This window comes from Paenibacillus sp. J31P190, from assembly GCF_059692075.1.
Window position 1 is genome coordinate 99,440 of sequence record NZ_JCAUAS010000016.1, and the last position, 16,275, is coordinate 115,714.

The window sequence follows — 16,275 nt, forward strand, 5'->3', positions numbered from 1 at the left end:
CAGAAGTTATTTTCGTGTCCAGGCAGACCACTACAAAGCACTCTCGATCTGCGTCCAGCTTATACCCGTCTTCCGGTGAACGGACACTCCTTTCCTTGTAAAGAAGACTTGATTCCTTTACAAGCTTTAAATTTACTACGCTAACACGTTTGGCAGGCTGGCTATTCACTTCCTCCCCTCCTTTTTTGCATCTCTAATTGCTTGATTGGCTGTACTCCGTTAGCTCCCATGGTTTCCCCCTAAATAGAAATAGCCCTAACTCTTTAAAGGGAATTAGGGCTGTTGATAATCCTATCTAATAGATAATATACGCTTACCTTTCTATTTTATATCGGCTTTTTAGATAAGTCGATGATTTTAAGTCAGGCCGCGTGAAAATGACAGTATTAAAAAATGCACTGAGGGAATACTTGTAAAATAAAAATAAAAAAGACCCCGAAGGGTCTCTTTCATTAAGAAGGATTAGTTTAGGATAACAGCAGGAGATGCTACAGCATTTCCAGCAGTATCTGCAACTGTTGTTTGAATTGTAGAAGCACCAGCAGTAGGAGCAGTTGTTGTAGTAATTACAACAGTTTTTCCGTCTGCTTGCAGTACTGCGCTAACAATTGCTTCTGCTGCCCCAGCAGGTGTGTACACATATTTCGCAATATTCGCAGCATCAGCTGTATTTAGAGCCTCGTTGAAAATCAAAGTGATTTGATTTGCACCTGTAATCGCTGATACGAATGTAGGAGCTGTTTGATCAAGAGTGATAACAACCGAGTTGGAAGCTGCGGATACTGGCAATACGCCATCAACAGCAGTTGCTTTTAGAGTGTTAGCTCCTGAAGCAAGAGTTACCACTGCATTAAACACGCCACTAGCATTTGCTGTCACAGTCACAGGAGCAGTTCCACCAGTTACTGTTACACTTGCTCCAGCTGTCGCAGTACCAGTTACAGTAGTTGTTGCAGTGTTAACTGTTTTTGCTGAAGTAACGATTGTTGGAGTAGCAGAAACTACTGCTGCTGCAGTTAGAGTAACAGCTTGTGTTGCAGATTTACCAGAAGCAGAATTTGCTACTAGGTCAAACTTAGTACCTACAGTACCAGTAATGTCACCGTATTGGTTAATCGATGCAGTACCACCCACAATGTTAGTTAAGGAGAAAGATACACCCAACAGGTAGTTGTATTTTTGTGCAGTAGCATCCTCGTACACTTTACCATAGCTATCAGTTACGTTTACGTTAGTAAATACGTTGGAACCAACCGCTCTATTCAAGGATTTATCATCAAATGTTACAGCAGTTGTAGTAAGAGCATCGTTCTTAACAGTTACGTCTTTAGTTAGAGTCTTAACTGAACCATCAGCAGCAGTGAAAGTTACACCAACTGTTGCAGTACCAGCTTTGTTACCAACCACGAAAGCTTTCTTACCTGCTGCATCATAGCCAACGCGTGCAACGTTAGGGTTGGAAGATGTTACAGAGATAACGGATTTTGGAATAGCTACTGCTTCACCAGCAGCATTTTTCGCAGAAACCGCAATTTCACGGTTGAACGCACTTGTTACAGCATCCTCTTGAGCAGCTTCAGTAAGGTCTGTTCCTTTGCCGTCAACGTTAAGTTGAGTTTTAGCCAGATCGCTATCTACAGCATTCCACAATGTAGCAACGTCATTGATGGAGTAAGTCAAGTTGGAAGAATTGACATTTGCTGTAGCAGTGAAAGTTCTGTCGATTTTGTTGATTTCAACGCCATCTTTTTGAAGCGATACTAATATTTGAGCACTTTTTCCAACAGAACCACTTCCAGCATTGAATCTGAATGTTTTGTTGAAGTTCGAAAATGCAGTTTCAGTTGGAGCAGCACCATCATCAGTATTACCAAACAAAGTAGCTGTTGAGTTGAACAATGGAATACCATTTGCATCATCTGCAGTTACAACTACACGACTAGCATCAGCGGTTCCTTTAACAGTATCAGCACCACCAGCACCACCAGGTGCAGCAACGCCATATACTTTACCATTAGCGTCTTTAGAAACAGCAGTTACAACAACTCTATAGTGTGATCCAGCTACATTGTAGTTACCATTGGAATCAACATCCCATGATGTATCGATAACTTTACCATACTGATCGATCACTTGGTACTTAAAGGAAGAAGTGGAAGTTATAACACCAGTTTTAGCAGGTGCAGTAGCCTCTTTAAGTAAGCTAGGTACACGTGCAGCTTGAATTGTATACGTTTTGGAAGCATTGCTGCTTGCATTAGCAGTAGCGATGAATACATTAACAGAAACTGCACCATTTTTAGTGTCACTAATGTTTGTTAGGTGGATTTTACCTTTGTTCTCACCAGCAATTTCGATTTGTCCTTGACCAGCAACAACGTTAGGATTAGTTGCACCAGCTACAGATACATTGATTCTAGTTACGTTAGCTGGGCTAACAAGATCTTCAACACTTAGCACAGTTCCAGCTGCATCATAAGCGATTACAGGGATGTATACATCCTGGTCATGAGCAGCGATTACATCGTTCAAATCACCGATTTCAATCTTGTTTGCAATCTTTGTAGATTGAAGAGACACTTTGCCAGTAATGGAACCTGCTTGGGAAATAATAGTGAAGTTATAATCAGCAGTTTTATCCACGTTGTTAACCAAGGAGATTTTCAACACTGGCAAGTTGTTGCCATCATCTTCAGTAACTACGTTAACATTTGCTGGATCGATATAGTCGTTCCAGATTAATTGTGGTACAGGAATGTCGTTAACACCAGCACCAAGTTGATCAAATCCGATTAGGTTGCCGTATTGATCAAACATATTCAATGCAAATTTAACATTTTGACCTGAACCAGAGATTCCAGTACCTACGGAGTATTTAGGTGCTCCAAGGTCAATTTTGGATAGAAGTGGAGCAGTACCCACTTTGAAGTTTTTAGTAGTCGTAATATGACTATCAGTATTAATTAGAGTAAGTGATACCATTCCAACTCCAATATCTTCATTGTGTGTGTCAATGCTAAGGATCAAGAAACCATCAGCATCTTTAACAATCTTGTTGGTAAGTGCTGCTTTCCCAGTAGCAATTACATTGTAACTTCCAGCAGAAGCGGAAGCATTTTCACCGTATTGGTTGGATGCTTTAATTTTAAGATTAACGAATTTATTAGCTGCAGCTGTTTTAGCAACTGTATCACTTGCGTTTACGAACTCGATTTTCGTTACTTTTTCGTCTTCTGCAGTGAAAGTAGCAGTTGTTTTGTCAACAGAAGCTGCATCCAAACCACCAAGTGTTACTGTGTAGTCACCAGCACGAAGCGCAGTGTCTGTCAAAGTTACTGTAGCGGATTTCATGTCATCAGCGAATTTAGTTGTAGTTGTTACAGCAACAGTTCCTTTTTTCAAAGCAAGCGTTGCTTTAGCAGTATCAATAGCTTTGTTGAAAGTTACTGTTACAGTTTTAGCTCCAGTTGCTTTAGCTTCTGTTACGGAAGCTTTAGAAAGAGCTGAAATAGCTGCATCAGCTTGGTATGCGCCAACTACTAGATCAGCACGAGTAGCGAATTTGGAACCGTCAGTACCTTCTGGAAGCAATTTCTTTTCAACTGCTTGCTTAACAGCGTCAGCGTACCAAGGAGTACCTGTTGTGTCAGGCGTGATTTTAAGACCTTTAACAAGTGCAGTAGCGAACTCACCAAGAGTTACGTTAGCGCCTGGGTCAAAAGTTTTGTCTGTTTTACCATCAACTAAGCCAGCTTTTTTAGCAGCTTCGATGAAAGGAATTGCCCAACCGTTAGCTGTATCATCAGCTTTTACATCTTCAAAGCTGGATACTTTAACAGTGTCGTCAACTTTAATGCCAGCTACCAAAACAAGAACTTTCGCGAATTGTGCGCGAGTCATGTTTTCTTTGATACCGAAAGTATCTGTAGCAGTACCTTCGAAGTATTTTTTAGCAAGCATAGCGTCGATTTTTGCAGTTACAGTTGCGTCTAAACCTGCAAGATCTTTAAAATCCTTGGAAGTCTTAACTGTTGTTGCAGTTGTAGTAGCTGTAGTAGTAGTAGTAGTGCTTGGTGTTGTTTCAGCAGCCATTGCCATTGAAGAAAACATGGATAATGCCATTGTTGCAGTTGCGATTACTTTTAAACTTTTTTTCATAACCTTTTTTTCTCCTCCTCGAATAACTTGCTTTTTGTTATTTCTTTCATTTCGTGTTGCAATATTTGAGCTCGATTCACTCATTTTTAGGTCACCCCCTTTCCAGAGTTGAGCGTAATTATAACTAAATTCGTTTGTGACATAAATTAGCCACAGTAGAAACTAGTAAACTTAAACTGAAAAGATAGATACTGACACCAATTTACATTATACAATGGTCGATTAGCGTCGTAAAGAATTATTTTCATGAAACGTTATAAAGTAGCAGCAAACCCTCAATCTGCTATGTATCTCTGTTTCATAGTATTAAACGCAGTGATTCGAAAAAAGTTGCGATCTAAAAAAATTTTTTTTAACCCGTAAACTAATAAGAAAAAAGCAGCTTGGCCTCTGATGAGGGTCAGCTGCTTTTTTCGTTTTTATTCTCTTAGTCTTGGTCTACAGTAACTAGAGTCGTTGCTTCTCAAGGTTAACGATGCTAAAAAAAAGAGACCCCGGAGGGCCTCTTGTTCAAAGTAATTCATTATTTCGTAATATGTGAAGTCGTTGTTTTACCATTGCTGGAGATTGCTTTAACAACGAACTCTTTAACTGTTCCTGTAGTTTTAATTGTACCATCTGAATTCAATGTCGCAGTAGGACCATCAGTACCTTGAACATTCGAGATGATGTATTGAACTCCAAAGAACTCTCCGTAAGGCGCAATTTCATTCAATTCGTACTCAGCGCCATAGTTATCTACTACTTTAGCATTGATCATCTCAGCAACGGTTTTAGCGCTGTACGTCGCATGCTCGTCAGCTGTTAATGTTGCTACTGTAGGAGCATCAGCTTTTACATTTACCGTGTAAGTGAAGTCCTGTGTTTCACCGTTAGCCTTGAATACAACCGCTGTAACTGTTGCAGTGCCCGCTTTTTGACCCAAAACTTTACCTTCAGGAGTCACTGTTGCAATGTTTGAATCAGACGTATACGCCGTTTGAATGGCTTTCAAATCAGCTGGCACAGCAACCGTATCACCAGATTTGTCAGTTACTTCAAGTTCTAATGTTTTTGCGAATTTACTTACTTTAGCATCTGCAAAGATACCAGTTTTCGCTATTTCGTTAGTTGTAATTGCAAATAAGTCAGTCATAGGCTTTGCTTTGTAAGTCAAATCTGTGCTGTTAATCACTTCTACTGTTCTTTTCAGTGCTGGAGAAACTTCAGCATCTCCTTTTTTAAGCGAAACTTCTACACTTGTTTTACCAACAGTATTATTAGCTGTAAATGTAATCTCTTTATCGTTTAGATCTTTTTTCAAATCCGTTACATTTCCTGTAGGTACACCAGTAATAGCAGCTGAAGTTCCATCAACCTTAACATTCACTGTGTAGCCAGCAGGAACTGTGTCTAACGTTTCACCATATTGGTCTTTTACCAATACTTTCATTATCGTCGTTGCATCTTTCAATGCTTTTTTAGCAGGCTCAGAACCGGACAGTACAACACTTTCAGGTGTACGAGCTGCTGCTACTGTCAATGAAAGTTGATCTTGTGTTTGAACGTTTGCGTTGAAGATGGACATGTACAGGTACACAGCGCCTCTTTCTTTGGCATTAACGGCACTCAACTTCAGCATACCTTTGTTTTCACCATACTTCACAATTCCGTTTGTTACTCCAGCATCTGTAGCTGTAGCTATAGCTGCGCCAGTTGCTGTAAATTGAATGCTACCTGCATTATCAACGATATCTTGCGCTGAAAGCTGCTTGCCAGCCGCGTCAAAAGCTGTGATTGGAATGTACACATTCGTATCACCTTCTGCTACTACACCGCTATATGCACCGAACGCTAACTTCGTTGGAACACTTCCTGCACTCAAGGAAATCTTAGCTGTAGCAGAAGCGCCAGTTTCATAGTAAGTCACTGTATATTCGCCTGTTTTATCCACTTTCTTACCACTTGCAACCGTTATAACCAATTCATTATCAACAACTGCTTTGTCAAGAACGTTCATATCATTTGGTGTAATTACCGGAGTCGTTGTCGTGGATGCATCTGCAACAACTTTAAATCCGTATTGGTCATATCTTGTAATTGCGATTGTTGCTTTATCTCCCGCTTCTGAAAGAGCAGTTTTTCCAGCTGCATATTCCGCCGCTGCAAGCTCAATCTTGGAAACCAGTTGCTCAGTTCCAATTTTGAATGTCTTCGACACAGAAATCGCAGATTGATTCATGCTTACTGTCAATGGAAGTACACCAATTTCAGTTGGATACGTTGTTTTGTTGCTTGTATCTACTTTAAGTTCAAGATAACCATTATCTGCATTACGAGTGATTGAAGCACCTGTGTAACCAAATACAGAATAGTTACTGCCGTTCAATGAAGCATTTTGGCCATATTGGTTTTCTGCTTTAAGTTGAATAACAAGATCTTTCACTTGCGGAACTTTATCACTTGCATTTACAAAGCTAAGTTTCGTTACTTTTTCATTCTCAGCAGTGAATGTTGCCGTTGTTTTATCAACGCCTGCTGCATCAAGACCGGAAAGTGTAGCTGTGTAGCTGCCTTCTGTTACTTTTACGTTAGTCAATGTCAATACAACCGATTTCTTGTCATCTGCAAATTTCGCAGTTGTCGCAACAGCAACTGTACCTTTAGTCAAAGCAATTTTAGCTTTAGCTGTATCTACCGGTTTGTTGAAACTTACAGTTACTTCTTGAACGCCTGTTGCTTTCGCTTCTGTTACAGATACTTTACCAGCTGGTACGTATTGTTGTTTCGCTTCGTATGCGCCGCTCACTAGAAGATCGCGAGTTGCGTTAGCCATACCACCGAATTTACCGTCAGTGCCGTTGGAAAGAAGTTTCAGTTCAAGTGCCAAAGCGACATAGCCTTGTGCCCAACCAGAAACGGTTGTGTCTGTACCTGTTTTACCTTTAGCTGCTGCGTCTTGTCCAAGAACACGAACCAAGAAAGTAGCGAGTTGTTCTTTTGTTACTTTACCAGCCGGGTTGTATTGACCTTCAGCATAACCATCAGTAACGCCAGCTGTTTTCAAAGCTTCGATGTAAGGAAGTGCATAACCATTTGCTGCGTCGGTTACACTAACGTCAGTGAATGTCGATGTTTTCAAGTCTTTGTTTACTTCTAGACCCATGATCAATGCCGCTACTTTCGCGAATTGTGCACGGTTCATTTCGTCTTTCAGACCGAAAGTAGTGTCAGTCACGCCGTCGAAAATACCAGCAGTGATCATCGCATCGAACTTCGCTTTTGTTGCTGCATCCAGGTCTTTCAAGTCTGTGAAGTCAGCAGATGTTTTACCAAATGCGACGGATGAGAACATGGAAAGAGCCATAGCGGATGTAAGAACTACGGATAGTGTTTTCTTCATAAAAGTTTGTTTCCTCCTAATATTATGAAAGTTTTTTGTTATAAAAACTTATAAGCAACGGGACGACTGATGAATCATGACATGACTCTATGTAGCTTCGCGTCTATCACCTTGGCTACATAAGTTAGTATACGTGATTATATACTAGATTTCATTGATAAGTATTTTCCAATTAACATTAGCTATTGAACATCAAAACCTAGCATAGAATAAAGCCGCTAATAACAAGCACTATAAAAGAAGAGACCCCGAAGGGTCTCTAGTTTAAAGCGAGGAATTAGTTTGTAATATGTGAAGTCGTTGTTTTACCATTGCTGGAGATTGCTTTAACAACGAACTCTTTAACTGTTCCTGTAGTTTTAATTGTACCATCTGAATTCAATGTCGCAGTAGGACCATCAGTACCTTGAACATTCGAGATGATGTATTGAACTCCAAAGAACTCTCCGTAAGGCGCAATTTCATTCAATTCGTACTCAGCGCCATAGTTATCTACTACTTTAGCATTGATCATCTCAGCAACGGTTTTAGCGCTGTACGTCGCATGCTCGTCAGCTGTTAATGTTGCTACTGTAGGAGCATCAGCTTTTACATTTACCGTGTAAGTGAAGTCCTGTGTTTCACCGTTAGCCTTGAATACAACCGCTGTAACTGTTGCAGTGCCCGCTTTTTGACCCAAAACTTTACCTTCAGGAGTCACTGTTGCAATGTTTGAATCAGACGTATACGCCGTTTGAATGGCTTTCAAATCAGCTGGCACAGCAACCGTATCACCAGATTTGTCAGTTACTTCAAGTTCTAATGTTTTTGCGAATTTACTTACTTTAGCATCTGCAAAGATACCAGTTTTCGCTATTTCGTTAGTTGTAATTGCAAATAAGTCAGTCATAGGCTTTGCTTTGTAAGTCAAATCTGTGCTGTTAATCACTTCTACTGTTCTTTTCAGTGCTGGAGAAACTTCAGCATCTCCTTTTTTAAGCGAAACTTCTACACTTGTTTTACCAACAGTATTATTAGCTGTAAATGTAATCTCTTTATCGTTTAGATCTTTTTTCAAATCCGTTACATTTCCTGTAGGTACACCAGTAATAGCAGCTGAAGTTCCATCAACCTTAACATTCACTGTGTAGCCAGCAGGAACTGTGTCTAACGTTTCACCATATTGGTCTTTTACCAATACTTTCATTATCGTCGTTGCATCTTTCAATGCTTTTTTAGCAGGCTCAGAACCGGACAGTACAACACTTTCAGGTGTACGAGCTGCTGCTACTGTCAATGAAAGTTGATCTTGTGTTTGAACGTTTGCGTTGAAGATGGACATGTACAGGTACACAGCGCCTCTTTCTTTGGCATTAACGGCACTCAACTTCAGCATACCTTTGTTTTCACCATACTTCACAATTCCGTTTGTTACTCCAGCATCTGTAGCTGTAGCTATAGCTGCGCCAGTTGCTGTAAATTGAATGCTACCTGCATTATCAACGATATCTTGCGCTGAAAGCTGCTTGCCAGCCGCGTCAAAAGCTGTGATTGGAATGTACACATTCGTATCACCTTCTGCTACTACACCGCTATATGCACCGAACGCTAACTTCGTTGGAACACTTCCTGCACTCAAGGAAATCTTAGCTGTAGCAGAAGCGCCAGTTTCATAGTAAGTCACTGTATATTCGCCTGTTTTATCCACTTTCTTACCACTTGCAACCGTTATAACCAATTCATTATCAACAACTGCTTTGTCAAGAACGTTCATATCATTTGGTGTAATTACCGGAGTCGTTGTCGTGGATGCATCTGCAACAACTTTAAATCCGTATTGGTCATATCTTGTAATTGCGATTGTTGCTTTATCTCCCGCTTCTGAAAGAGCAGTTTTTCCAGCTGCATATTCCGCCGCTGCAAGCTCAATCTTGGAAACCAGTTGCTCAGTTCCAATTTTGAATGTCTTCGACACAGAAATCGCAGATTGATTCATGCTTACTGTCAATGGAAGTACACCAATTTCAGTTGGATACGTTGTTTTGTTGCTTGTATCTACTTTAAGTTCAAGATAACCATTATCTGCATTACGAGTGATTGAAGCACCTGTGTAACCAAATACAGAATAGTTACTGCCGTTCAATGAAGCATTTTGGCCATATTGGTTTTCTGCTTTAAGTTGAATAACAAGATCTTTCACTTGCGGAACTTTATCACTTGCATTTACAAAGCTAAGTTTCGTTACTTTTTCATTCTCAGCAGTGAATGTTGCCGTTGTTTTATCAACGCCTGCTGCATCAAGACCGGAAAGTGTAGCTGTGTAGCTGCCTTCTGTTACTTTTACGTTAGTCAATGTCAATACAACCGATTTCTTGTCATCTGCAAATTTCGCAGTTGTCGCAACAGCAACTGTACCTTTAGTCAAAGCAATTTTAGCTTTAGCTGTATCTACCGGTTTGTTGAAACTTACAGTTACTTCTTGAACGCCTGTTGCTTTCGCTTCTGTTACAGATACTTTACCAGCTGGTACGTATTGTTGTTTCGCTTCGTATGCGCCGCTCACTAGAAGATCGCGAGTTGCGTTAGCCATACCACCGAATTTACCGTCAGTGCCGTTGGAAAGAAGTTTCAGTTCAAGTGCCAAAGCGACATAGCCTTGTGCCCAACCAGAAACGGTTGTGTCTGTACCTGTTTTACCTTTAGCTGCTGCGTCTTGTCCAAGAACACGAACCAAGAAAGTAGCGAGTTGTTCTTTTGTTACTTTACCAGCCGGGTTGTATTGACCTTCAGCATAACCATCAGTAACGCCAGCTGTTTTCAAAGCTTCGATGTAAGGAAGTGCATAACCATTTGCTGCGTCGGTTACACTAACGTCAGTGAATGTCGATGTTTTCAAGTCTTTGTTTACTTCTAGACCCATGATCAATGCCGCTACTTTCGCGAATTGTGCACGGTTCATTTCGTCTTTCAGACCGAAAGTAGTGTCAGTCACGCCGTCGAAAATACCAGCAGTGATCATCGCATCGAACTTCGCTTTTGTTGCTGCATCCAGGTCTTTCAAGTCTGTGAAGTCAGCAGATGTTTTACCAAATGCGACGGATGAGAACATGGAAAGAGCCATAGCGGATGTAAGAACTACGGATAGTGTTTTCTTCATAAAAGTTTGTTTCCTCCTAATATTATGAAAGTTTTTTGTTATAAAAACTTATAACCAACGGGGCGACTGATGAATCATGACATGACTCTATGTAGCTTCGCGTCTATCACCTTGGCTACATAAGTTAGTATACGTGACTGTATGCAGAATTTCATTGATAAGTATTTTCCAGTAATGATAAAAAACAAAGACTGCATCCGATAAATCGGACACAGTCTTTAAATGAATTATTATTTAGGAAGCTTTTTTTGCTGTTTCATTACACGAATCGCTACTTCAGCTGCTTCGGCACGTGTGAAGTTCTCTGTTGGATCAAAACGTTGAGTCAATTTCTTTTGGCCTTGAAGTAGTACATTATCTTTTCCTTCAATTAAAGCAGCCTTTGCAACGGCCTCCACAGAAGGAACTGCGTAGATATCGACGCTATTAGCATCCGTGAAGACCTTTTGAAGCGCCGCTAACGATTTCTTTTCATCTGAGGTCAGTTTCAATTCCGCGGCTCTCGCTATGATTACAGCCGCATCTTGTCGTGTAATCGGAGCTCTAGGTAAAAAGGTCCCATTTGCATTACCACGAATGATCCCTGCCCTCGCCGCTGCTTCTATGGATAAGAAGTTAGTAAGACCCGTAGGATCCGTGAAGCCTCTTTGGACATCCAAAAATGTGGAAGACGTATTATTAAATGCATTTTGTTGTGTATCTTGATTTAAAAGTGGAATATCAAAAATCTTAACGAGCATAGTGACAAACTCACCACGAGTTATAGCGTCATTAGGCATAAACTGATATGGCGTTTTTGGCAACATAATCCCTTTTGAATATAAGGTATCCAAATTATCTCTTGCCCATGGATGATTCGTCACATCATTAAAACTGTCATCCATATACATAACCTGGAAATAACCAAACGAGTCTACCGGGACTGTTATTGTATTATTTTTCTGATCAACAATACCACCAATGTTTTTCCAGCTTGGCAAAGCAGGCCCTAAACCAGTAGGATTATCAAAATATCCAAACTGAAATACGGATACATATTTCCCAGCATCACTTGTTATGTTGGAATCATAACTGAGGGTTAGCGTCCCTCTTTTAGTTGGTACAACTAGGTCGTTATAATTTCGCACATAAAATGCTGTTTGGCTAGGGTTTGTTGTATTCGGTAAAATTCCACTACCCAAATAAGCATCCTGCAGTCCTGGCGTTGACGCATTGGACGTAGGCGGTATAATACCGGCATCGATCCAATATTTTTTGCTAGCTGTTCTATAATGTGCTGGTGTAGTTAAGTAATTAACTCCAATTAAAGATTCATTAGGCTTATCAATTCTACCGTCATCATTATTTGCAATTCCAAATAAAATCTGGCGGTCGGTTGTGATAAATTGCGTTGTGCTTGTTCTATCATTACGCATTAATTTAGTGTCTTTAGGAAAGTTAAGCTGAATTTGACCATTAAATATCTTTAAGCTATTAGAAGCAAGTGGCGTCTTGTATTGCTCGCCTTCTATATCTGTATTTGTATTGAAAAGGATAATACTTGCATTCGTTTTGGAGGTACCTCGATTAACAGTAAATTTGATGGTATTAGCTCCGGCTTTAAGGTTTTTTACTTCATAAAGGTATTTTTTATTTATTTTGTCATAGACAGCCTCGTCTTTGCCAAATGTTATTGAATCGGCATTATCAGCTTGAAGCTGTATCATATAAAAGTTTTGATTAATGCTCGCCTGATCCAAACCACTACTATTTTTAATAATCTGGTTCTGTTGTGGGCTAATAAAAGCATAAGGTACCGGCTCACGTGTAATAGTAATTAATTTGTTCGCAGTTGATCCTGAAGTATTATTAGCTGAAACCAATTCAAATACATAATTCCCATACTCAGACATTGAAATTGCTGATGGGTTTGGAACAGTAGGAGTACTAGCAGGTGTGTTAAAGACTTGTAAAGGCGCACTTGTCAGTATAGAATTTAATACAATTTGACCCCCTACAGGTATCAAGGCATTTGAGTAATTTGCAGGAGCTTTACGTAAATAAAGCGCAGTTCCTGGCGTTGCACCGATTACTGAGTTAACAATCTCACCTTGAAATTGCACTGTTGTTGCTCTAGTCACGTAAGTGTCAGGCTGTGACGTTGCAATAAATTGCGGATTCAAAGGATCGGCTTCAACTGGTTTCAAGTAATTAATTGCCGGTACATTGTTTGATAATACAAAGATATCAATACTAGATGTCGTAATAAGTTGACCGTTTACTTTTAGTTGAACTTTGAACGTGTATTTGCCATCACCTTTAAAGATTGGGTTAAGTTCAGTACTGGTCAATTTAAATGAGCCATTATTCCCACCAGCTCCACCAGAAGGAATGTTTCCGGCTGTTGGGCTTATAACTGTACCATTAATTGAATATATCTCGGTACCATAGTCAGCTGTAGGCACATTTACTAACCGTCCTGTAATACAAGGACCGGTAGTACCTGTACCACACGTTAGTTTGCTTGAACTATCAACCACCATACCTGTAAAAAGATTGTTAATGATCACATATGGTGCACCTGAGATATTTAAACTATACTGTTTAGTCCCAGCCGTATATGCAGCTGCCCCAATATATGGGATAACTTTCATAACAACAGGTCCATCTGCAATGCCTTGCAAACTTATTGAAAAATCTTTTAACTGATTACCATTAGCATCTTTAATTGCATTACCACTGGCATCTACAGCCGGTTTACTAACAGTAAACAATTTATTACCCGGACTTGGATTGGCAGGATAATTGACTCCATTTAACTGAATTTCCACAGCATCTGTGTTGCTACTAGCATAGGCCTCTAAAGTCGCAGGAAACTCTGAGATTTGTGTTGTACTTGATGTACTAATAGCTGTTTCGTAAGCAGTCCCACCTACGGATGGGGTTCTCTTTATGTTAACATGATCAACATAAGGTTGATTGGGATCCACATAAGAGTAAGAATATTGAGAAGTTGTAGTAAGTCCGTTGCTATCAGTAAATACAAAGTTCACTTGCTGAACTGTACTTATTGGATTTACGGGTAATATACCTGTAAACATATAACCATAATAGTCTGCAGTTGAAAGCGCCGGTTTATGGACCAATTTTGCAGAATTAAGGGCTACATTGTTGCCTGTGTTCAATGAACCTGAAGTTGTAAGTGTAGGGTTAGTTGAATTCGTAAAATCAAAGTGCAGCTTCGTACTGGCCATACCCGATGTATAAACATCTACATATACAAACTGGGTAACGGAACTGTTCGCACTTATTAATGGATTTTTAACATTGGCTGTTAATGCAACATCTTTAATTGGTGTTGCTGCGGCATCCTGTAAAGTTGGATTATCAACTAATTTTTGATTTTGGGATGGATTGATGCCATTGAGATCAATGAATGCATTATAAGCAAATGCTTTCCCATTATCGTAAATAAATGATCTATTCGTCGTGTAATAATTAGTTAAATTATTAGCAGCAAAGACTACTTTATTGTCCCCTGGGTTAAAATTCAAATCTGTTGGTCTTGTAGTATTGGCTACGTATGTAAAATTACCATTTTGAAAGGCGGCAGGTTGATAGACAGTTCCACCGTAATTGGCTTCAATGGCGTTTGCATTGGAAGATGTACCCGTAATAGAAACTCCCGTATACGGAGGCCCTTTAGGATATATACCACCGTCTAAAAAGTCTACACCGTTAAATTGAAGGGCAGAAATATTCGTAACCGGCGTATAGTAGGCATATGCAGGCGTGGATGCAATATTCCCAGTAGTTCCGAATTTGATGGTAATTACGTTTTTACCTGGTGACAACTGAACATTTTTGAAAGATATTTCACTACTGTTCGACGTACTCTTAACAGCTTTATTCGTCTTTACAGTGTTGGTTTGATTAGTATTAGCATTAAAAATCTCGTAATACATATCCGTAATTTGATCATCTGCAATACCGTTAATTAATGCATCTACCTCAATTGGATTTACCGTAAATTTATTGACTAATGAGTCATCATAATTGCCTGGAGCAGGAGCGTTCGGATTTGGTGAATACAGATTCGTGATACTAATTGTAGCTGCCGCACTAACGGTAAGTGGCGGTAGAATTGCTAGCAGCATAGCTATCATAAGGCTTATGCTAATCCACTTATTTCTTTTTTGCTTGGTTTTCAAAACTAGTTCCTCCTTATGTAATCTAAATGTTGTTAGTTTCGCCATAGTATAAGTATTAACAATAATTTTACTAGCTAGATTTCGACAATCCCTCCCATATTCTTCTATCATTCCACATGATTAGACGCGGCAAATAGTCAAAAGTTCTTGTACTTTACTTATCGGTCGAAACAAAGGAAATGTTTAGAGAAAGAAGAAAATTCATAAAATGCAAAAAAAATCCAACCCGAAGGTTGGATTCCAATTTTATAGCTTATTTACCCATTCGGTCGCTCTGAACTTGCTTGCCTACAAGCCTTTGTAGGAAGTTCAGCACCGGCTTACGGCTCTTACTGATGATACCAATAGCTTCTGCTCCGACTAGCATAACCAGGAAGAGAGCCACGATGATCATGATAAGACCCCAAGTGGAATCTTGGGAGATAAAGACTGAGCAGATCACCGCGCTGCCGCCGAAGATGGAGGCAATTCCGTAGATGATCAGCACGCTTGTACGATGACTGAATCCAAGCTGCAGCAAACAGTGGTGCAGATGGCTTTTGTCCGGTGCAGAGATCGGTAATTTATTGACGTAGCGACGCATGATCGCAAAGAAGGTATCGGATAAGGGCACGCCTAGAATCATAATAGGAATTAAAAGTGAAACAACGGCTGCTTGTTTAAAGCCAAGAATCGATAGTGTTGCTAGGGCAAAGCCTAGGAACAAGGCGCCAGAGTCGCCCATGAAGATTTTGGCCGGATGAAAGTTATAGAACATGAAGCCTATGATACTACCAAGTAAAATGACACAAAGTAGAATAACGGTAACATTGCCCATCATTAGAGCAAGAATTAGAATCGTAGTAGTAGCAATACCCGATACGCCTGCTGACAGGCCATCTAGGCCGTCAATCAAGTTAATCGCGTTGGAAACACCGACAATCCATAATATCGTAATCGGAATACTTAACCAGCCAATTGGCAGGTTGGTGGTTCCGAAAGGAATGTTAACGAGGTCGATCTTAAGACCAAAGGAAACAACGATGCAAGCGGCAATCAGTTGCCCGAGCAGCTTCCATTTGGGAGATAGTTGAAAACGATCATCCAAGGCACCCGTGACGACAATCACAAAGCCTCCGATTAGCAACCCAAATGCGGCATTGGAGTTAACGGCATCAAGTGCTGGAGAGACGACAAAATAAGCTCCGACGAATGCAAGGAATATCGCTAATCCTCCGAGACGCGGCATTATTCGGGTATGTACCTTACGATGGTTAGGGGCATCAACGGCTCCAACCCAGAAGGCAAATTTTTTGACTAGGGGTGTCAGCAGCAGCGCCATTAAGCAAGCACCGATAAACCCAATCGCATATAATCCATACATGTCTTCTTCACAGCTCCTCTTGTCTTGGGTGGCAGGTGATCCGCCG

At 40.2% G+C, this 16,275-nt stretch carries 5 protein-coding genes and 1 pseudogene; all 6 read right to left on the reverse strand.

The window, feature by feature from the left end; all coding sequences use genetic code 11:
* Positions 1–10: 10 nt before the first annotated feature.
* Positions 11–169, reverse strand: a pseudogene (locus tag AC58U0_RS24680) (DNA repair protein RadC); the annotation flags it as partial.
* 293 nt (positions 170–462) lie between these two features.
* Positions 463–4,242, reverse strand: coding sequence for an S-layer homology domain-containing protein (locus tag AC58U0_RS24685; RefSeq protein ID WP_497381585.1), 3,780 nt, complete (start codon positions 4,240–4,242; stop codon positions 463–465).
* A gap of 439 nt (positions 4,243–4,681) precedes the next feature.
* Complete coding sequence (locus AC58U0_RS24690) at positions 4,682–7,540, reverse strand: S-layer homology domain-containing protein (RefSeq protein ID WP_497381586.1); 2,859 nt, start codon at positions 7,538–7,540, stop codon at positions 4,682–4,684.
* 277 nt (positions 7,541–7,817) lie between these two features.
* Entirely contained in the window at positions 7,818–10,676 is a 2,859-nt protein-coding gene (locus AC58U0_RS24695; protein WP_497381587.1) for an S-layer homology domain-containing protein, read from the reverse strand.
* 230 nt (positions 10,677–10,906) lie between these two features.
* Positions 10,907–14,866: an S-layer homology domain-containing protein gene (locus AC58U0_RS24700; protein WP_497381588.1), complete on the reverse strand. Its 3,960-nt coding sequence runs from the start codon at positions 14,864–14,866 to the stop codon at positions 10,907–10,909.
* A gap of 253 nt (positions 14,867–15,119) precedes the next feature.
* On the reverse strand, positions 15,120–16,229 hold the full coding sequence (locus tag AC58U0_RS24705; protein ID WP_497381589.1) for a glycosyltransferase family 4 protein: 1,110 nt from the start codon (positions 16,227–16,229) through the stop codon (positions 15,120–15,122).
* Positions 16,230–16,275 lie beyond the last annotated feature (46 nt).